Below are 20394 nucleotides of genomic sequence, written 5' to 3'. Positions count from 1 at the left end.
GGGAACACGAAGCTGGCGTCGTCGCCCGAGCATCGTGCGCTTTAGCTGTTGGTAACGCGGAGCAAGCTGCATCCCGATCAAAAGCCGCGGGTCCGATGCCGATGTCGTCATCCGGGCGGGGACCAGTCCGCTCCGTTTCAGGCAATCTCTACTTATAAGATAGAGTGTCTGGCTCAACCAAGTTTTGCTTGGCCGTGCCCAAATTGCGCTGTGCCGGTCCATCCGCCCGTTCGAGCATGGCGTCGCGCCGGGCGAGGGTGATGAGGCGCAGGCCCGATTCGGCGGCGCGATCGAGCGCGAGGCTGGTGGGGGCGGAAAGGGTGACGAGCAGCGGGCAGGCCGCGAGCGCGGCCTTTTCCACCAGTTCATAGGAGCAGCGCGAGGAGAGGAGGGCGAAGCCGCCATCCCAGCCAAGGCCGGCGCGGGCCATGGCGCCGATCAGCTTGTCGAAGCCGTTGTGGCGGCCGACATCCTCGCGCGCGAGGCGCAGCGTGCCGTCGGGCGCGGCGAGGGCGGCGGCGTGGAGCGCGCCGGTGCGCTGGTTGCCCGGCTGGCGCGCGTCGAGCGCATCGAGCGCGCGGAACAGGGCATCGTCGTCGGCCTGGGTAACGGCGGTGACGCGTGGCAGCGGGCGCAGCGCCTGCTCCAGATTCTCAATGCCGCACAGGCCGCAGGAGGATTCGGCGACGCGGTGGCGGACGCGGGCGAGGATGCGGTCATGGCGGTCGGCGATCAGGCGGATGCGCAGCAACAGGCCCTGGGGCGCTTCATGAATGTCGATATCGATGATGTCGGCCGCGGTATCGATCAGCCGTTCGGACAGAGCGAAGCCGGTGGCGAGATCATCCAGATCGGCCGGGGTCGCCATCAGCACGGCATAGCCGATGCCATTATATTCGAGCGCGACCGGGCATTCGACCGCGACCGCGCGGGTGACGGGCGCGCGGTTGCCGTCCGGGGTGATCCGGGTGAAGCGGACGGGCCGGTCGGCGTCGCTCATCGGGCGGCGCGCACCGTGACGGGAATCGACTTGTAGGCGGGGGTGCCGCTGGCCGGATCATAATCGTCGAGCGGGACGAGATTGTTCGCCTCGGGATAATAAGCGGCGAGCGATCCGCGCGCGATGGCGTGCATGACGATGGTGAAGCCGCGTAGTTCACGCCCGGCCGGCGTCGTCACATCGACCTTGTCGCCATGGGCCAGGCCCATCTCCGCCAGATCGATCTCGTTCGCGAAGATGATGTCGCGCCGGCCATGGATGCCGCGATAGCGATCATCATAGCTGTAGATGGTCGTATTATACTGGTCATGGCTGCGGATGGTGGTGAGCAGCAGCGGCAGCGCGCCCGCGTCCGGCGCGGCCGGGTGGGTGATGAACTGCGCCTTGCCGCTGGGCGTGTTCCAGATCCGGTCGCTGGGGCCGATGGTCAGGCGGAAACCGCCCGGTTCGCGCACCCGGATGTTGAAGTCGCGGAAGTCGGGATAGACCGCCTCGATCCCGTCGCGGATGCGGTCATAATCGGCGACCATGCCGTCCCAGTCGGTGCGGCTGGCGGGCATGGCGGCCTTGGCCAGACCCGCAACGATCGCCGGTTCTGAGCGGACATGGGGCGAGGGTGGCTTCAATTTGCCGCGCGAGGCGTGGACCATCGACATGCTGTCCTCCACCGTTACCCATTGCGGGCCGGCGGCCTGCAGATCCAGTTCGGTACGGCCAAGGCAGGGCAGCACCAGCGTCTCGCGCGCGGTCAGCAGGCAGGTGCGGTTGAACTTGGTGAGGATGTTGACCGACAGGTCGAGCCGGCGCACGGCGGCGAAACAGGCATCAGGATCGGGCATGGCGACGGCGAGGTTGCCGCCGAGGGAAATCAGCGCTTTAGATTCGCCGGCATGCATGGCGGCCAGCGCCTCGACCGCATTATGGCCATGCTTGCGCGGCGACTGGATGGAAAAGGCGGTGTCGAGCCGTTGCAGCATCGCCTCGGTCGGCAGTTCGGTGATGCCGACGGTGCGATCGCCCTGCACATTGCTATGGCCGCGCAACGGGCAGATGCCGGCGCCCGGCTTGCCGAAATTGCCGCGCAGCAGCAGCAGGTTGGCCAGCGCCTGCACATTCTGCGTGCCGTGGCGATGCTGGGTGATGCCCATGCCATAGCAGATGATGACCCGGTCGGCCTTGGCATAGACATGGGTCATGCTCTCGATCGCCTCGCGGGTGAGGCCGGACAGGCGCTCGATCCACGGCCATTGGGTCGCCTCGATATCGGCGCGCAGGGCGTCGAAGCCCTCTGTATGCTGGGCGATGAATTCGTGGTCGAGCGTGCCGGGCTGCCGTGCCTCGATCGCCAGCAGCGCCTTCATCATCCCCTTGAGCATCGCCATGTCGCCGCCGATCCGCACCTGATGATAGGCGGACGCGAGCGGGGTGGCGCCGGGCGAGAGCATTTCGGTGGGATGCTGGGGCGACTTGAAGCGTTCCAGCCCGCGTTCGCGCATCGGGTTGGCGACGATGATCGGCACGCCGCGCTTGGAGGCGGCGGCGAGTGTGCTCAGCATGCGGGGATGGTTGGTGCCCGGATTATGGCCGATGCAGAAGATCGCGTCGGCATGGTCGAAATCCTCCAGCGTCACCGTGCCCTTACCGATGCCGATCGACTTGGGGAGGCCGGTGCTGGTCGCCTCGTGACACATATTCGAACAGTCGGGGAAATTGTTGGTGCCGAACTCGCGGGCGAACAGCTGGTAAAGGAAGGCGGATTCGTTCGAGGCGCGGCCCGAGCAGTAGAATTCGGCCTGGTCGGCATGGTCGAGCGCCTGAAGCGCGGCGCCGGCGCGGGCAAAGGCCTCGTCCCAGCTGATCGGCACGAAATGGTCGGTCGCGGCATCATAGCGCAGAGGCTCGGTCAGGCGGCCGGCATCTTCGAGCTTGTGGTCAGTCCAGTCCCATAGCTCGCTGACGCTGTGGCGGGCGAAGAAATCGGGATCGACGCGCTTGACCGTCGCTTCCCAGGTGACCGCCTTGGCGCCATTCTCGCAGAATTCGAACGAAGAAGTGTGCTTGGGGTCGGGCCAGGCGCAGCCGGGGCAGTCGAAGCCGTCGGGCTGGTTCATCTGGAGCAGGGCGCGGGTGTCGGGGCTGGCGCGCATCTGTTCGGCGACCGTCTTTGCCACCGCACGCAGCGCGCCCCAGCCGCCGGCCGGGCCGTCATAGCTGGAGACGCCTTCCACCGTGTCGGGGATCAGGTCTTCGGCGGATTTGTCCATGGTCGTCTGTCCCACATCATCGCGGTGCCCCGCGTTGGATATAGGAAAAATCGGCTGGAGAACCAAGGCCAGGCAGGCAGGATGGGTGGTGCCCGAAGGGGGCTGTCATCATCATCTGCAGCTATCGGGAAAGTGATGGTGCGGTCGAGAAGACTCGAACTTCCACGGCCTTTCGGCCACAACGACCTCAACGTTGCGCGTCTACCAATTCCGCCACGACCGCACATCAACAGGGAAACCGGCGGGGCCGGTACCTTGGTAGGAGGCGGCCCTTAGCAAAGGCTTTTGGGTCATGCAACCAGTGATCGGCATCAACGTTATCTTTGTTTGGCAGAAAATCGGTTGCGAAAGGGGGCTCGCCCCATGTCGTTGCATTTCTGGGTGGGATCGGGCGGCGCGCTGGTGGTCGCCGCGGTGATGGGGCTGGGCCTGGGCGCCTATGTCACCAGCCCGCAAAAGCCGGCGCGGCCTGCGCTGGAGGCGGAAGCGGATAGCGGAGACATGGCGGCGGTGCCGAATTTGCCGGAAGCTGAGCGCGGACCGGCGTTCGTGAGCTGCACCGGATGCGGGCCGACCTTGGAGGAACGGCGCATGAAAGCCGACATGGCGGGGCTGGATGCCGATGGCATGATCGGCGAATCGCGCGATCCGGCGGTGCGCGACTATCTGGCGGAAGAGGAACAGCCGGTCGAATCGGCGGCGCTGGGGTATCCGCCGCTGCCGCAGCCGACGGTGCGGGTCGATCGCCTGCCGCCGCGGATTGAGCGATTCGCGGCGGGCGGGGCGGGACCGGGACCGGCGCTGATGCCGGTCGCGGCGACGACGGCACCGCCCTCCGCCGGTCCCCGCAGAACCGGCAGAGGCGGGCTTGCCGCAGTAATTATTCGGCAGCGACCGGGGTCGATGCGTCGCTCAGCGGATGGGCCAGGCGATTGACCATTTCCTTCGGGCAGACCTGCCAGATGTAGCGGCGCCAGCGATCCCAATCCTCCAGGATGGTGTTCGACCATTTGCTGTCGGTCGCGACCGCATGTTCGGCGATCAGCGCCTTCAGCTCGCCTTCCCAATGGGCACTGTCCAGACGTTGCCAGACGATGCTTTCCGGGTTGGCGCGGCTCGGGAAGCTGCCATCCTCGTCGAGGATGAAGGCCATGCCGCCGGTCATGCCCGCGCCGAAATTGGCGCCGGTCTTGCCCAGGATCACGGCGGTGCCGCCGGTCATATATTCGCAGCCATTGGCGCCGCAGCCTTCGACCACCACCTTCGCGCCCGAATTGCGGACCGCGAAGCGCTCGCCGGCCTGGCCCGCCGCGAACAGCTTGCCGCTGGTCGCGCCGTAGAGGACGGTGTTGCCAAGGATGGTGTTGTCCTTCGACGAGAGCGGCGAGGAGACGGTGGTGCGCACCTTGATGATGCCGCCCGAAAGCCCCTTGCCGACATAGTCGTTGGCGTCGCCGAACACTTCCAGGGTGATGCCCTTGCAGAGGAAGGCGCCGAGCGACTGGCCGGCCGAACCGCGCAGGCGCACGGTCAGATGGCCGTCCGCCAAGGTCGACATGCCGAACTTTTCGGTCACGGCCGAGGAGAGGCGGGTGCCGACGGCGCGGTGCGTGTTGCGCACCGTATAGGTCAGCTGCATCTTCTCGCCGCGCTCGAATACGGCGCGGGCATCCTTCATCATCTGCGCGTCGAGGCTGTCGGGCACTTCATTGCGCCACTGGGGCAGGCTGAAGCGGCGATGCTCGTCGGGCGCGTCGACCTTGGCCAGGATCGGGTTGAGGTCGAGATCGTCGAGATGCTCGGCGCCGCGATTGACCTGCTTCAACAGTTCGGTGCGGCCGATCACTTCGTCGAGGCTGCGGAAGCCCAGACGGGCCAGGATCTCGCGCACTTCCTCGGCGATGAAGGTCATCAGGTTGATGACCTTTTCCGGGGTGCCGGTGAACTTCTGACGCAGCTTCTCATCCTGCACGCAGACGCCCACGGGGCAGGTGTTGCTGTGGCACTGGCGCACCATGATGCAGCCCATGGCGACCAGCGACAGCGTGCCGATGCCGAATTCCTCGGCGCCCAGGATCGCGGCGATGACGATGTCGCGCCCGGTCTTGAGGCCGCCATCGGTGCGCAGCTTCACGCGGTGGCGCAGACCGTTGAGGGTCAGCACCTGATTGGCTTCCGACAGGCCCATTTCCCAGGGGGTGCCGGCATATTTGATCGAGGTCTGCGGGCTGGCGCCGGTGCCGCCGACATGGCCGGCGACCAGGATGACGTCGGCATGCGCCTTGGCAACGCCGGCCGCGACCGTGCCGATGCCGGCCTGGCTGACCAGCTTGACGCAGACGCGGGCGCGCGGGTTGATCATCTTGCAGTCATAGATGAGCTGCGCGAGATCCTCGATCGAGTAGATGTCATGGTGCGGCGGCGGCGAGATCAGCGTCACGCCGGGCGTCGAGTGACGCAGGCGGGCGATGAATTCGGTCACCTTGAAGCCGGGCAGCTGGCCGCCCTCGCCGGGCTTGGCGCCCTGTGCGACCTTGATCTCGATTTCCTCGGCCGACCCCAGATATTCGGCATGGACGCCGAAGCGGCCCGACGCGATCTGCTTGATCACCGAGTTGGCATTGTCGCCATTCTCATAGGGCTTGAAGCGCGCGGCATCCTCGCCACCCTCGCCCGACACCGCCTTGGCGCCGATGCGGTTCATGGCGATCGCCAGCGTCTCATGCGCCTCGGGGCTCAGCGCACCCAAGGACATGCCCGGCGTCACGAAGCGCTTGCGGATCTCGGTGGTGGCTTCGACCTCGTCGATCGGCACCGCCTCGCGGGCGAAGTTGAACTCCATCAGGTCACGCAGATAGACCGGCGGCAGGTCGCGCACGCCGCGCGAGAATTGCAGATAGGTCGAATAGCTGTCGGTGCCGACGGCGGTCTGCAGCAGGTGCATCAGCTGGGCGGAATAGGCATGGGCCTCGCCGCCGTTGCGCTGGCGATAGAAGCCGCCGATCGGCAGGCGGACGACCGCACTGTCATAGGCCTTGTCGTGGCGCAGCATCGCCGAATAGTGGAGCGAGGCATAGCCTTCGCCCGAAATCTTCGCCGGCATGCCGGGGAAGAGATCGTTGACCAGAGCGCGCGACAGGCCGACCGCTTCGAAATTATAGCCGCCGCGATAGGAGCTGACGACCGCGATGCCCATCTTGGACATGATCTTGAGCAGACCCTCGTTGATCGCGGTGCGCTGACGCTCGAAACACTGGTCGAGGGTCAGGTCGCCGAACAGGCCACGGGCGTGGCGATCGGCGATGCTGGCTTCGGCCAGATAGGCGTTCACCGTGGTCGCGCCGACGCCGATCAGCACCGCGAAATAATGGGTGTCGAGCGCTTCGGCCGACCGCACGTTGATCGACGCATAGCTGCGCAGGCCCTTGCGGACGAGATGGGTGTGGACGGCCGCGGCCGCCAGCACGCCCTGGATCGCGACCCGATCCTGCCCGGCGCGCTCGTCGGTCAGGAACAGTTCGCTGCGCCCTTCGCGCACCGCCTGCTCGGCTTCCTCACGGATGCGGGCGATCGCCGCGCGCAGCTGTTCCTGGCCGCCGGTCGAGGGGAAGGTGCAGTCGATTTCGGCCACGGCCGGGCCGAAATAGGCCTTGAGCCGCGCCCATTCGGCGCTGTTGAGCACCGGCGATTCCAGCACCAGCACATGGCTGTTCTGCGCATCTTCCTCCAGAATGTTGTGGAGGTTGGAGAAGCGCGTCTTGAGGCTCATCACATGCCGTTCGCGCAACGGGTCGATCGGCGGGTTGGTGACCTGGCTGAAATTCTGGCGGAAGAAATGGCTGATGGTGCGCGGCTTGTCGGAGATGACCGCCAGCGGCGTGTCGTCACCCATCGAGCCGATCGCTTCCTTGGCATCCTCCACCATCGGCGCGAGGATCAGTTCCATATCCTCCAGCGTCATGTTGGCCGCGACCTGGCGACGGGTTAGTTCCGCCTTATCCCATGCCGGCAGGGCGCTGGGGACGTCGGGCAGGTCGGTGATGTCGAGGAAGTCCTTGATCAGGTCGCCATAGGGGCGCTCGCCCGCGATGCGATCCTTGATCGCGCGGTCGTCATAGACTTCGCCTTCCTGCAGATCGATCGCGATCATCTGGCCCGGACCCATGCGGCCCTTCTGGACGATGGTGGTTTCGGGCACGACGACCATGCCGGTTTCCGAACCCACGATCAGCAGATTGTCGCCGGTCAGCGTGTAGCGCAGCGGGCGCAGCGCGTTGCGGTCGACGCCGGCCACGACCCAGCGGCCGTCGGTCATCGCGAGCGCGGCCGGGCCGTCCCACGGCTCCATCACGGAAGCGAGATATTCATACATGTCGGCATGCGCCTTGGGCAGCTCGGCGCTTTCCGCCTGCCATGCCTCGGGCACCAGCATCAGCTTGGCCGTGGGCGCATCGCGGCCCGAACGGCAGATCGCCTCGAACACGGCGTCCAGTGCGGCGGTATCCGACGCGCCGGCCGGGATCACCGGCTTGATGTCCTCCGACTGCTCGCCAAAGGCCAGCGAAGCCATCTTGATCTCGTGGCTCTTCATCCAGTTCTTGTTGCCGCGGATCGTGTTGATCTCGCCATTATGGGCGAGGGTGCGGAACGGCTGGGCCAGCCACCATTGCGGGAAGGTGTTGGTCGAATAGCGCTGGTGGAAGATGGCGACGCGGCTCTCGAACCGTTCGTCCTGCAGGTCCGGATAGAAGACCGACAGCGATTCGGCGAGGAACAGCCCCTTGTAGATGATCGAGCGGCACGACAGCGAGCAGATGTAGAAGTCGCTGATCTGCGCTTCGATCACCTTCTTCTCGATACGGCGGCGGATCAGGTAGAGATCCTTCTCGAATTCGCCGACGTCGCGTTCCTCCGGCATCGGGCCGGCGATCATGATCTGCTCGATCTCGGGACGGGTACGCTGCGCCTTCTCGCCGATGACGGAGACGTCGACCGGCACCTGGCGCCAGCCATAGATGGTGTAGCCCGCGTCGATGATCTCGGCCTCGACGATGGTGCGGCAGGTTTCCTGCGCGCTGAGGTCGGTGCGCGGCAGGAAGATCATGCCGACGGCCAGGCGGTTGGGCAGCGGCTTGTGGCCCGAATCGGCGATCGCATCGTCGAAGAAGCGGACCGGCAGGTCGACATGGATGCCCGCGCCATCGCCGGTCTTGCCATCGGCGTCGACCGCGCCGCGGTGCCACACAGCTTTCAGCGCATCGATCGCGGAGGAGACGACGCGGCGGCTGGGCCGGCCGTCGGTCGCGGCGACCAGGCCGACGCCGCAGGCATCGCCCTCCATCTCGGGATGATACATGCCCTCGGCAGCGATGCGTGCGCGCTCTTCGGGGCTGGCCATGAAATTGGTGTCGGTCATGCTGACTTACCCTTGCATCTGGCCGTCCCCTTCTTGGGGCACGGCCGCCTTCATTCTGTTGGTGCCGGCGTGCCGGCGTCGATCGTCAGTTTGCCTTTTGCGTGTCCGCCCCGAGCAATGCGGTGAGGCGGTCGCGTTCGGCCTTGGTCAGGTCTTTATAGGTGCGCGGCTTGGGCAGCTTGGCGAGTTCGGCCTGGGAGGATTGCATGATCTCCGGCATGGCCTTCATCATGTCGGGCATGATCTTCTGCATGCGGCCGATATAATGGGGATCGGTTGCCAGCTGCATGAAGCCCTCGCCGAACTTGGCGCCGGTCGGTGTCTTCAGGAAGGCGGCGATCTGATCCAGCTCGGTGGCATTGTAGCGATAGGCAAATGCCTCCGCCATGCCGGCGCGCATGTCCGGTTCGTAACGGCCCATGAAGCGGCCCATGGCCGGCATCATGGTGTTGACGATCACGTCCATCCGCTTGCGGAAATTGGGATCGAGGATCGCCATCATTTCCTCCATCGTGCCTTCGCCCAGGCCTTCGGCCCGTTCGGGGTCGATGCCGCCGACCTTCAGGAACTCGCGGATGGGCATCTTGGTCATGCTGTCCATCATCGGGCCCATCATCTTCTGCATCATCGGGCCCATCATCTTTTCCATCGTGCCGTCGGGCAGGATGAGGGCCGCGATCGGCTGCGCCTTGGCGAGCAGCGCCGGATCGACCGGCTGCTCGGCGGCTACAGGCGCCACCGGCGTCTGCGCCTGCACGGCGACCGGGGGCGCCAGCAGAAACAGGGACAGGAAGGCGAGGCGCATCACGCGGCAACCTTCTCGCTGGCGGCGGCGACGGCCTTGGCCTTGAGATATTTGTGCATATGGTCGGTCACGTCGCGGCCATCGCGGATGGCCCAGACCACCAGCGATGCGCCGCGCACTATGTCGCCGGCGGCGAAGACGCCGTCCATGCTGGTCATCATCGTCTTGTGATCGACGCGCAGCGTGCCCCAGCGGGTGACCGACAGGTCGTCGGCGCCGAACAGGCGGGGCAGGTCTTCGGGATCATAGCCCAGCGCCTTGATGACCAGATCGGCTTCCAGCGTATGTTCGCTGCCCGGATCGGGCTCGGGCGCGCGGCGGCCCGATGCGTCGGGCGAACCCAGGCGCATCTTGGTGACCTTGACGCCGGTGACATGTTCCGTGCCCTCGAAGGCGATCGGCGCGGTCAGCCAGACGAACTCGACGCCTTCCTCCTCGGCATTGGCGACTTCGCGCTGCGAGCCGGGCATATTGTCGCGGTCGCGGCGATAAAGGCACTTCACCGACTTGGCACCCTGGCGGATGGCGGTGCGGACGCAGTCCATCGCGGTGTCGCCGCCGCCGATCACGACGACATTCTTGCCGGTGGCGAGCAGGGTGCCATCCTCATGGCCGGGCACGGCATCGCCAAAGCCTGCCTTGTTGGAGGCGGTGAGATAGTCGAGCGCCTTGACCACGCCCGGCGCGCCGACGCCCGGCGCCTTGATGTCGCGGGCCTTGTAGACGCCGGTGGCGATCAGGATCGCGTCATGCTTGGCACGCAGCTGTTCCATGCTGGCGTCGCGGCCGACCTCGAACCCTTCGTGGAAGATGATGCCGCCATCCTTGAGGCGCTGGACGCGGCGCATGACGACGTCCTTTTCCAGCTTGAAGCCGGGGATGCCATAGGTCAGCAGGCCGCCGGCGCGGTCGTGCCGGTCATAGACATGGACTTCATAGCCCGCGACGCGCAGATATTCGGCGGTGGTGAGGCCGGCGGGGCCGGCACCGATGACGCCGACCGACTGGCCGCGCGCGGCGCCGGGGACCAGCGGTTCGACCCAGCCTTCCTTCCAGGCGGTGTCGGTGATGAACTTTTCCACCGAGCCGATGGTGACCGATCCGTGGCCGGAAAATTCGATCACGCAATTGCCCTCGCACAGACGGTCCTGCGGGCAGATGCGGCCGCAGATTTCCGGCATGGTGCTGGTCAGGTTCGACAGCTCATAGGCTTCGCGCAGGCGCCCTTCGGCGGTCAGGCGCAGCCAGTCGGGGATGTGATTGTGCAGCGGGCAATGGGTCGAGCAATAGGGCACGCCGCATTGCGAGCAGCGCGACGCCTGTTCCTCGGCCTTGTCCAGGATGAAGGACTTGCTGATTTCCAGAAAGTCCTCGGCGCGCGCATCAGCGCCGCGCTTTTCCGGATAGGCCTGTTCCTTGCCCACGAACTTCAGCATCGGATTTTCAGCCATGGCATTTCCCTGCAACGATTGTTTGCAGTGCGCATAGCAGGAAAACCCGCGGAGTCACGCGGATTCTGGCATTTAAGACAGTTAAGCTGACCTATTATCTAGCGGTTTGGGAAAAGACTGTCGCGGCGCTGTAATTATCTTTCAAATATTAGGTCCATATCGGACTTATCTCAGGCTGAGCCAGACCAGCGCGCCGATGCCGACAATGATTCGATACCAGGCGAAGGGCGCGAAGCCATGGCGCGACACCAGGCCGACGAACCATTTGATCACCAGCAGCGCGACGATGAAGGAGACGATGAAGCCGAGCGCGATGCTGTCCCAGCCGACCTGGGCGCTGGTGAGCTGGTCGCCCTTCTTGAGCAGTTCCAGCGTCGAGGCGCCGAGCATGGTCGGGATGGCGAGGAAGAAGCTGAATTCGGCGGCGGTGCGGCGTTCGACGCCCAGGGTCAGCGCGCCCATGATGGTCGCGCCCGAGCGGCTGACGCCCGGCACCATGGCGAGGCACTGGATGAAGCCGATGCCGATGACGCGGACCAGCGGAATGTCGGCGATGCCGTGGAAGCGCTGTTCCTTGATGAGGCGTTCGATCACCAGGATGGCGACGCCGCCGACGACCAAGGCGCACGCGACCACGCGGGGCGAGCCGAGCAGCGTGTCGATATAGTCGTGCAGGGCAAGGCCGATGACGACGGCGGGGATGAAGGCGACCAGCAGGTTGCGCACGAAGCGGATGCTGACCGGGTCGAGGCGGAGCAGGCCCATGGCCACCGCCCAGAAGGTGCGCCAGTAGAGGACGACGACGGCGAGGATCGCACCGAGCTGGATCATGACGTTGAACATCGCCCAGACCGACGCATCATAGCCGAGCAGCTCGCTCGCCAGGATGAGGTGGCCGGTCGAGGACACGGGGAGAAATTCGGTCAATCCCTCCACGATGCCGAGCAGGATGACCGTCAGATAATGCATGTCCATGGGGATGTCGGATCCTCAAGCAGGGGGCGCATAAGCCAAGCCCTCCCCCCGCGAAGGGAGAGGGCCGGGCAATGCCTATATGTCAGGGATGCACCATGCCGCAGTGCAGCGAAAAGGCAAAGCGGCATGGCCACGGCCGGTCGTGGCCGATCATCGGCCCGTCGAGCCGATGGCGGGAACGGATCAGGCCTTCACGCGGCCGGCGAAACGGCCATGCTTGCGATAGGGGACCATCCAGCGTTCGGCGACGGCGGCCATCGGCGTGGGGGCGACGCCCAACGCCTCAAGGCCCGGCGCGCCGGGCGCGGCGACATTGTCCTGGCCCAGCATGGCGAGCTGGTCGCGGGTAATCGGGCCGCCGGGCAGCATCGCCAGCAGCGAGGCGAAGGCGCCGGGGACTTCGACCAGCGGCTTGTCGCCCCGGCCGATCGCCTTGGCGACCCAGGCATTGATTTCCTTCATGCTCATGACCTGCGGGCCGGCGAGTTCGAAGGTCTTGCCGCCAAAGAAGCCGGGCTGCTGCGCCGCGTTGGCGATCGCCTCTGCGACGTCGCCGACATAGACGGGCTGGAACTTCGTGGCGGCGCCGATCACCGGCACGACCGGGCCGCTGCTGGCGACGCCGGCGAAGCGGTTGAGGAACTGGTCCTCCTGGCCGAAGATGATCGACGGGCGCACGATGGTCGCGGTCGGGAAGGCGGCCAGCACGGCAGCTTCGCCTGCGGCCTTGGACCGGCCATAGGCCGAGGGGCTGTAGGCGTCGGCGCCGATCGCCGAGACATGGACCAGCGCGGTGACGCCGGCGGCGGCCGCCGCCTTGGCGACATTGGCGGCGCCCTCATGCTGGACGGCGTCGAAATCGCCGCTGAGGATGCCGACCAGGTTGATGACGATGTCGCTGCCGTGCAGGGCGCGGGCGACGGTGTCGGGCTTGCGGATATTGGCCGCGACGAACTGGGTCTGGCCCAGATTGCCGAGCGCCTTCACCTTGACCGAATTGGCGAGATCGCGCTGGGCGATGCGGACGCGCGCGCCGCGTGCCATCAGCGCCTGAGCGACCTGGCGCCCGAGAAAGCCGCCGCCGCCGAAGATGGTTACCAGATTGTCCTTCATCACGCGCGTCCCATGCTGTTCGAAAAGGGGAAAGTTCGTGCCGTTTCCCTTGCAACTTCCGCCGCCCGCTGACAACCGCCCGCCGGCGGCGGCGTTCCCTTTTCTGGAGCGTTTTCTAATCGGGTGGCATCACCCGATGGCTCGGAAAACGCAACCAGCCAATCAGCCGATCCAGCCCTGCAGTCCGGCGATCATCCACAGGCCCAAGAGCAGGAAGAGCAGGGCGGCGCCGATCTGCAGCGCGCGCATCGGCACGCGCTTCGCCAGTGCTTCGCCGAACAGCACGGCCGGGACATTGGCCAGCATCATGCCGCAGGTGGTGCCTGCGGTGACGGCGAGCAGATTGTCGAACTGCGCGCCCAGCGCCACGGTCGCCACCTGCGTCTTGTCGCCCATCTCGACCAGGAAGAAGGCGACCAGGGTGGTCACGAACACGCCGGCCTTGGACGGGGCCTTGAGTGGCGCATCCTCATCGATCTTGTCGGGCACCAGCGTCCAGAGCGCCATGGCGATAAAGCTGCCTGCCACGGCGTAGCGGAACCAGGGCTGGGTCAGTACCCCGGCGATCGAATGGCCGACCAGCGCGGCGAGGAAATGATTGGCGATGGTCGCGACGAAGATGCCCAGGATGATCGGCACCGGCTTGCGGAAGCGGGTGGCGAGCAGCATGGCCAGCAACTGCGTCTTGTCGCCCATTTCGGCGAGCGCGACGAGGGCGGTGGAGGTGAGGAAGGCTTCCATGAAGAACGTCCGGGCCGGGCTCTGACAAAAGACACAATGCCACCGTCTTCCCCGCCCGGCCGGACTGGGAAGCCGATGCCATTGGTCTCGCCCGATGCGGCTGATACCGCATCCCATATGCCATGGCCTCTCGGCCAAATATGTTGACATATGGCCCGTCCCTTTCGGCGGAACGGCTGGCTACTCCCCAGATGACGCGCTAGCCTGTAGTCGGACAGGCCGCGAAAGGCAAGCCGATGGCGACGGGTGAGAACAAGACCATGGAGACGGCGGCGGATGTCGCCGCCTATCTCGACACGGTCGAGCCGGCCGAGCGACAGGCGGATGGGCGGATCGTCGCGGCGTTGATGGCGCGGCTGTCGGGTGAGCCGCCGCGGCTGTGGGGGCCGAGCATCATCGGTTTTGGCCGCTATCATTATCGCTACGACAGCGGGCGCGAGGGCGACATGTGCCGGATCGGCTTTGCGCCGCGCAAGGCGGAGCTGGTCTTCTATCTTGCCGGTCTAGACGACGCCGATTTCATGGCATTGGGCAGGCATCGGCGCGGCAAGGGCTGCCTCTATGTCAAGCGGCTGGCCGATATCGACATGGGGGCGCTGGAGGCGCTGATCGTGCAGAGCCTGGCGCATATGGACGGGCTCTATCCGCGCTAGGAAAAGCGCTCAGGGCGTGCTGCTGCTCTGCTGCATCCGCCGTTCGGCGAACCATTGCTGCAGCATCTGGGCGGTGCAGCCGGTGAAGCCGTTGCTGCCGATGGCCGAGCAGCTGTTGGGCAGGATCTGGCGCTGGGTCTGTTCCATCGTCGCGACCTGGCTGCCCCAGCCGGGGCCACCCACTTCTTCGGGCTTCTCGCGCAGCTTCTTGGGGATGCGATAGCGTTCGGATTCGGGCTTGCGGGCGCAGACCACGATTTCCTCGCCCTGGCCGGTCGGGCAGGGATCATCGCCATAGACGATGAGGTTGAAGATCTTCTGCGGCGGATCGTCCTGGGCGACGGTCGGCGCGGCGGGCAGGGCGAGCGCGGCCAGGCCGGCGATCAGCAGGGGGCGGGGGAGACGCATCATCAATTCCTTCATTCGCCCCGGTTGCACCCCGTTCGTCCCGCGCTGCGCTGGCGCGGGATCGATATGAACAGACGCCGCAGGACGCCCCATGCCGTCACGGCCGGGGCGGGACTTCCTGTTCCTGCGCCTTCTTGGCATCGGCGTCGGCCTTTTCCTCGGCCAGAACGCGCTTTTCGATCGCTTCGCTATCGGCGTCGATGGTCGACAGGCGCCTGGCGCGCTCGGCTTCGACCAGATCCTTCCAGCTGGCATTGTCGGCCTGCTGCCGTTCCGCCTTGGCGAGGCGCGACAGCTTGGCGAAGCAGCCGGTGGCGCCGCCGCCGCCGACCGGCGAGCAGCTTTCGGTGCCGTCGCGACCGACATATTCCATCGACTTCACCCGCTCGCCCCAGGCCTGGTTGCTGGGCTTGTTGGGGTCGCCGCGCAGCGGCTCGGGAATGCGGTAGCGTTCCTCCTCGCCCTTGCGGGCGCACACGACGATTCCGTCGCCCTGGCTCTGCGGACAGGCATCATCGCCATAGACGATGACCAGATTGACCTTTTCGGAGCCGGTGCTGGTGGCGGCCGTGGGGGCGCTGTCCTGCTGCGCGAGCGCGGGGGCGGCGGTGCCCAGCATCAGGCCGGCGGCCAGAGCGATCAACGGGGTCTTCATCATCGGTCCGTCCCTTGTTCAGATGCGCTTCGACAGCGCGATGGCGGCGCGGCAACCCAGGCGGATCGCGCCGGACAGCAGCGGATAGGCCGGGGCCTGTTCCGCGCCATGGGCGATGGCGGCGTCGCGATGCTCGACCTCCTCCGCCTGGAAATCCTTGATCAGGGCAGAGAGTTCCGGATCATCCTCGCCCAGTTGCTGCAACTGTTCCTCATAATGAAGGTCGATCTCGGTCTCGATCGCGGCGGTGCAGGCCATGGCGGCCTTCGGCCCCATCGCGGCGGTCACGGCGCCCAGCGCGAAGCCGGCGACATTCCAGATCGGATGGATCGCGGTCGGGCGCACGCCGCGTTCGGCGATCAGCGCGTCGAAGGCGGCGCGGTGGCGCTCCTCCTGCGCGGCCATGCCGGCGATCAGCCGGCCATAGGGATGGCGATCGCCCATCACCGCAAGCTGCCCGGCATAGATGCGCACCGCGCCGAATTCGCCCGCCTGATCGACGCGCACCATGGAGGCGCGATCGGCGCTATTGGTGCGACGTCCGGGACGCGGGAAATCCTTGGTGGCGCTCATGCCTTCCTCGCTTTCAGCAGCAGGGCCAAGATGGCGAGCGCGGCCGCGCCCGACAAGAGGCCGTTATAGCCTGCCAGCGAAATGCCGAAGAGGCTCCAGGGCGCGACATCGCAGCGGGTGATTGGCGTTGCCATGATCTGGCTCAAAATATCGGCGCTGCTGCCGCCGGTCGGCGTGGTCGAGCAGGCGGTCAGCCCTTCCCACCAGCCATATTCGACCCCGGCATGGAACAGGCCGATGGCGCCGCTGATGCCGATGGCGATGCCGGCGAAACCGGCGAACAGCCCGCTCATGCAGGCGCGACCGCGCAGCGCATAGGCGATCAGCGCCAGCGGGATCGCCGCCATATGGGGATAACGCTGCCACCAGCACATTTCGCACGGATGCAGCCCGCCCAGATATTGGGAGGCATAGGCCGTGCCCAGCGCGATCACGGGCACGAGCAGGGCAAGCAGGCGGGCGCGGCCCAGGGCGGGGGACAAGCTGTTCATATCGCCCGCTTAAACCCTTGTCCGCCTTTCGTCATGCTGAACTTGCCCGTCCGGTCATCCGAACGGGCACGACTCATTTCGCGCCGGGCTTGCGTGCGGCGGCCTGCTGCGCCTGGGCGATGGTGGCGCCTGGCGTGCCAGCGAGGCGGGAAATGGTCTTGAGCGCATAATCGAGCTGGAAGTCCTCGATCCCCTTCTTCTTCAGCTCCTCCGCCGTCTGGGCGAAGCGCGGATCTTCCTTGCTGTCCTCTTCCAGCGCGGCGTCGTCGGTCTTGATCTCATTGATCAGGTGGCGGCGCAGGTCGCTTTCGCGGAACTTGGGGCGATCCTTGTAATCCGGGTCGCTGAGCTGCGGCACCTTGATGTCCGGCTGTATGCCGCCTTCCTGCACGCTGCGCCCCGACGGGGTGAAGTAGCGCGCGGTGGTGAGCTTGAGCGCGGTGGTGTTCGACAGCGGCAACATGGTCTGGACCGAGCCCTTGCCGAAGCTGCGTTCGCCCATGATGAGCGCGCGATGCTGGTCCTGCAGCGCGCCGGCGACGATTTCGGAGGCCGAGGCGGAGCCCGCATCGACCAGCACGATCACCGGCAGGCCCTTCGCGTCATCGCCGGGCTTGGCATAATAGCGCTCGACATCGCCCTTGTTGCGGCCGCGCTGCGAGACGATCTCGCCGCGTTCCAGGAAGACGTCGCTGGTCGACACCGCTTCGTCCAGCAGGCCGCCGGGATTGGAGCGCAGGTCGAGGATATAGCCGGTCGGCTTGTGGCCCAGGCTCTTGTCGATGCTGCGGATCGCCGAGCGGACATCGGCGCCGGTATTGGCCGAGAAGCTGACGATGTTGATGACGCCGATATTGTTCTTCACTTCCCACTTCACCGGCTTGATCTCGATGATCTCGCGGGTGAGGGTGAGGTCGATCGGCTTGTCGCGGCCAGTGCGCACGATGGTCAGCTTGATGCTGGTGCCCGGTGCGCCGCGCATCTTGTCCACCGCCTCGTCCAGCGTGCCGCCATAGATGAGCTGGCCGTCGATGTGGGTGATATAGTCGCCCGCCTTGATCCCGGCGCGCCAGGCCGGCGTATCCTGGGTCGGGGCGATCACCTTGACCGCGCCATCCTCCTGCGTGACCGACAGGCCAAGGCCGCCATAGCTGCCCTCGGTCTGGGTGCGCAGATTCTGGAAATCGCGCGCATCGAGGAAGCTGCTGTGGGGATCGAGGCTGGCGAGCATGCCGTCGATCGCGCCCTTGATCAGCTTTTCGTCGTCGACCTTCTCGACATAGTCGCTGCGGACCTTCTGGAAGACGTCCATGAATTCGTCGAGCGCCTTGTAGCTCGATGCCTCGCCATCGGCGAGCGCCGCGGTGGTGGCGGGGATGAGCGCAAGCGCGCCGAGCGCGACCGCGCCCTGCAGGAAGGTGGATTTCATGGCTGTCCTTGGAGTCCGCATCAAGGGGTCGATATACGTCGATTCGCTATCCAACGCAAAAGCGCGCTTCGACCAATGTTGCCTGGCGTCGATGAGCGTGGGGTTAATGGTTCAATTCACGATGCTGCTGTCGGGAAGGCGGCGGATGCGATTGAACAGCCAGCGCCGCTTGAAACTGCGCTCCAGACCGATGAGGTCGCCGGCGGGCAGCATCGCTTCGATGAGCGCATCCAGCACCTGAGTGGCGACATGCTCCTTGCGCGCGGAAAAGACGAAGACGATCTGGGGAGCGTCGGCATGGTCCATGTCGCGCAGCGCCGCATGGAGTGTCGCGACACCGGGCACACCGTCAATTAGAGCAGTGAGCCGTTCGCGAAGATCCGGGGAAAGTGGCCGAAGTCGGGCGGTTTCATCAATTCCGTTCGCCTCATGACGGGCGGCTTCTTCCATCCGTTCCGCTTGTTCCAGTGGCGCGAAATAGGGAGCCGCCTCCTCAGGTCTGCCAGAGCGCAGCAGATAGTCGACGATATGGCGATAGGCATGGGGTAGGAGGGCACGTTCCCCATCTGCCGCAGCGAGCAGCAGGTCGATCCCTGCATCGTCTCCCGTGGTGAGCAGCATGTCGCCTTGCCGGAAACGGGCGTCGTTTGCGTTGGGATGCAGAGCGAGCACAGCGGCATAGGCTTGCGCAGCCGATTGCGGCGTATCGATGGCTTCGGTCAGGGCGGCATAGCGATAGAGTTGATCGCGTGATGTCGCGCCCCCAGCGATCTGACCGGCGATCGCCTGCCGTTCCGCTTCGTCCGCCTGTCTCTGTGCATGTTCGTCAGCCCATAAGGCATCGGCCCAGTCGTGCCACTGCTCGTCGAAATGGGTGATAATGGGGGCGAGCGTTTCGCCTAGCAGCGGTTCCGCGGCCGTTTTTTGCAGTCGGGCTGGCAGGTCGGCGGATTGTGACAGGGCGGCAAGCCTCTGGGCAAGGGTCGGGTGCGTGTCGTGACGATCGGCGGACCTGCCCAGTTCCCGGTCGATCATGGTCTGGTCGGCCGGATCGTCTTCGGTAAAGACTGATGCGACGGTGGTGAGTGGCGATCGAGGTGGATCAGGGCGCAATGGTGCCTGGTCCCAGACCAGCCGCCATGCCGTGTCGAAGCGACCGGCTTGTGCTGCCACACGCAGCAAGGCGTCAGCCATGATGCGCGGTCCCACCGCGGTTGCGGCTACCTGGTCGGCCTCATATTCTTGCCGCCTTGCTAGGGTGAAACTGTAGGCCGCAAACCAGGGGCCATACCAGCCGAAAAAGCGCCGTAACAGGCCCGCGACGATCCCGTCCGGCAGCCGCTCCTCGACCTGCGCCCAGCGTTGGCGGACACGATAGACAAAGCCGCTCGCATGACCATGATCGCCCACGAAATGGCCGAATTCATGCGCGATGACAGCCTCCACTTCGGCGGGGCTGAGGGCCGACAATAACGGCAGTCCAAGGTATAGGCGGTTGCGGGCGCCAAGGAAAAGAGACCCGCTGTCCTGTACGATCGCAGCGTTCATCTGATCGATGATGCGCACATCATGGATGACCGAACCACCGGTTGCGGCGCGTATCCGTTCGATCATGTCGAAGAGCGCAGGGGCCGTGTCCGGTTCCACCCTCACCCCCTCGGGCGGCGGTGCGGTGACCCAGAGCGCCTTTATCAACGCGAAGGATAGCAGGCCAAAAACTATGGCCATTTTCACTTCGGCAGCGATTCCGGTGCGGGTAGTGACCATCAAGACAATCATCGCGATGGTCAGTCCAGTCAGCAGTGCCAGCAAGCCGAGGATGACGACATAGCCGAGCAGGCCTGCCAGCACGACCCGTCGCCGATAGGCAGACGAATTGTGCGCTGCCGATTGCTCCAGCGCTGCGATCATCTGGTCGAACCGGGCGTCAGGCACGACGGTCTGCCCCCAGCCCGTTGAAGCGCTTTCTCCCACTCGGATACTCTTCAACTGGTTCCCCCTATCTAGCCCAGTCCCACCAGCGGCACGATGTCCACCGGGCGGCCATTGCGGCGCAGTTCGATGGTGACGGTGGGGCGGCCCTGGGCGGCGGTGAGGCCGACCGGGTCGCCCTGGCGCACACTCTCGCCGACCTGGGCGGTGACGCGGTGCAGGCCGGTGATGAGGGTGGTCCAGCCCTGGCCATGGTCGATGATGAGGATCTGGCCATAGCCGCGATAGGGGCCGGCAAAGGCGATGCGGCCGGCGGTCGGCGCGACCGCCTGGGCGCCGGCCTGGGTCACCAGGGTCAGGCCGCGCGATCGCACGCCGCCGTCATTCACCTCGCCCATGCCGGTGACGAGCTGGCCGACGACCGGCAGGCGATAGGGCGGCGGGCCGCTGTCCAGCGTCTCGCGGTCGGGAGCGGGGGCGCCCGCCCC

The 20394-nt window shown here is 65.8% G+C and carries 17 protein-coding genes, 1 tRNA gene and 1 riboswitch; of the genes, 2 read left to right on the top strand and 16 right to left on the bottom strand.

The window, feature by feature from the left end:
* Positions 1–148: 148 nt before the first annotated feature.
* The 3 genes from fdhD to CG471_RS16705 form a co-directional block, all read right to left on the bottom strand.
* Positions 149–1000: a formate dehydrogenase accessory sulfurtransferase FdhD gene (gene fdhD / locus CG471_RS16715; protein ID WP_099232571.1), complete on the bottom strand. Its 852-nt coding sequence runs from the start codon at positions 998–1000 to the stop codon at positions 149–151.
* Positions 997–3264: an FdhF/YdeP family oxidoreductase gene (locus tag CG471_RS16710; RefSeq protein ID WP_099232570.1), complete on the bottom strand. Its 2268-nt coding sequence runs from the start codon at positions 3262–3264 to the stop codon at positions 997–999. Before CG471_RS16710 ends, fdhD begins: the two co-directional genes overlap by 4 nt.
* A 136-nt stretch (positions 3265–3400) precedes the next feature.
* Positions 3401–3487: transfer RNA gene (locus CG471_RS16705), tRNA-Leu, on the bottom strand.
* Between the two features lie 140 nt (positions 3488–3627).
* Here CG471_RS16705 and CG471_RS16700 point away from each other — a divergent pair.
* Positions 3628–4200, top strand: a complete 573-nt coding sequence (locus CG471_RS16700) for a hypothetical protein (protein WP_180275729.1) — start codon at positions 3628–3630, stop codon at positions 4198–4200.
* On the opposite strand, the gene gltB is transcribed toward CG471_RS16700, so the two are convergent.
* The 6 genes from gltB to CG471_RS16670 form a co-directional block, all read right to left on the bottom strand.
* Positions 4145–8680: a glutamate synthase large subunit gene (gltB, locus tag CG471_RS16695; RefSeq protein ID WP_063976157.1), complete on the bottom strand. Its 4536-nt coding sequence runs from the start codon at positions 8678–8680 to the stop codon at positions 4145–4147. The genes CG471_RS16700 and gltB overlap by 56 nt on opposite strands.
* Positions 8681–8765: 85 nt before the next feature.
* Positions 8766–9485: a DUF2059 domain-containing protein gene (locus CG471_RS16690; protein ID WP_099232569.1), complete on the bottom strand. Its 720-nt coding sequence runs from the start codon at positions 9483–9485 to the stop codon at positions 8766–8768.
* A complete protein-coding gene (locus tag CG471_RS16685; RefSeq protein WP_004209812.1) occupies positions 9485–10936 on the bottom strand; it encodes an NAD(P)-dependent oxidoreductase in 1452 nt (483 codons plus the stop codon). Before CG471_RS16685 ends, CG471_RS16690 begins: the two co-directional genes overlap by 1 nt.
* Positions 10937–11101: 165 nt before the next feature.
* Positions 11102–11911: an undecaprenyl-diphosphate phosphatase gene (locus CG471_RS16680; RefSeq protein WP_099232568.1), complete on the bottom strand. Its 810-nt coding sequence runs from the start codon at positions 11909–11911 to the stop codon at positions 11102–11104.
* A 183-nt stretch (positions 11912–12094) separates the two neighbouring features.
* Positions 12095–13024 (bottom strand): complex I NDUFA9 subunit family protein, encoded by a 930-nt coding sequence (locus CG471_RS16675; protein WP_099232567.1) that lies wholly within the window; start codon positions 13022–13024, stop codon positions 12095–12097.
* A gap of 162 nt (positions 13025–13186) precedes the next feature.
* Complete coding sequence (locus CG471_RS16670) at positions 13187–13765, bottom strand: TMEM165/GDT1 family protein (RefSeq protein WP_037507236.1); 579 nt, start codon at positions 13763–13765, stop codon at positions 13187–13189.
* A gap of 93 nt (positions 13766–13858) precedes the next feature.
* Positions 13859–13967: riboswitch (yybP-ykoY riboswitch) on the bottom strand.
* Between the two features lie 34 nt (positions 13968–14001).
* On the opposite strand from CG471_RS16670, the gene CG471_RS16665 reads away from it, so the two are divergent.
* Positions 14002–14418: a DUF1801 domain-containing protein gene (locus CG471_RS16665; protein WP_099232566.1), complete on the top strand. Its 417-nt coding sequence runs from the start codon at positions 14002–14004 to the stop codon at positions 14416–14418.
* Between the two features lie 9 nt (positions 14419–14427).
* Here the strand turns inward: CG471_RS16665 and CG471_RS16660 are convergent, their stop codons facing one another.
* From CG471_RS16660 to CG471_RS16630, 7 genes are all read right to left on the bottom strand, one after another.
* Positions 14428–14826 (bottom strand): hypothetical protein, encoded by a 399-nt coding sequence (locus CG471_RS16660; protein ID WP_257211582.1) that lies wholly within the window; start codon positions 14824–14826, stop codon positions 14428–14430.
* 97 nt (positions 14827–14923) lie between these two features.
* Positions 14924–15484 carry a hypothetical protein gene (locus tag CG471_RS16655; RefSeq protein ID WP_010336965.1) on the bottom strand — a complete coding sequence of 187 codons (561 nt, stop codon included), beginning with the start codon at positions 15482–15484 and terminating at the stop codon, positions 14924–14926.
* 15 nt (positions 15485–15499) lie between these two features.
* On the bottom strand, positions 15500–16054 hold the full coding sequence (locus CG471_RS16650; RefSeq protein ID WP_004209834.1) for a demethoxyubiquinone hydroxylase family protein: 555 nt from the start codon (positions 16052–16054) through the stop codon (positions 15500–15502).
* On the bottom strand, positions 16051–16545 hold the full coding sequence (locus CG471_RS16645) for a disulfide bond formation protein B (protein ID WP_099232564.1): 495 nt from the start codon (positions 16543–16545) through the stop codon (positions 16051–16053). The genes CG471_RS16650 and CG471_RS16645 overlap by 4 nt, the downstream gene beginning before the upstream one ends.
* 73 nt (positions 16546–16618) lie before the next feature.
* The gene (locus CG471_RS16640; protein WP_004209836.1) at positions 16619–17974 is read right to left on the bottom strand and encodes a S41 family peptidase; all 1356 of its coding nucleotides are present in this window, start codon (positions 17972–17974) and stop codon (positions 16619–16621) included.
* Positions 17975–18085: 111 nt separating this feature from the next.
* Entirely contained in the window at positions 18086–19963 is a 1878-nt protein-coding gene (locus tag CG471_RS16635) for a M48 family metallopeptidase (protein WP_143560235.1), read from the bottom strand.
* Positions 19964–19977: 14 nt separating this feature from the next.
* Positions 19978–20394, bottom strand: a 417-nt coding sequence (locus tag CG471_RS16630; RefSeq protein ID WP_180275728.1) for a murein hydrolase activator EnvC, incomplete at its 5' end; no start/stop codon positions are given.

The sequence above is a fragment of the Sphingobium sp. IP1 genome, from assembly GCF_002708645.1.
Taxonomy (GTDB): domain Bacteria; phylum Pseudomonadota; class Alphaproteobacteria; order Sphingomonadales; family Sphingomonadaceae; genus Sphingobium; species Sphingobium yanoikuyae.
The sequence above is the reverse complement of the archived record's forward strand: the minus strand, read 5'-3'. Positions and strand labels throughout refer to the sequence as shown.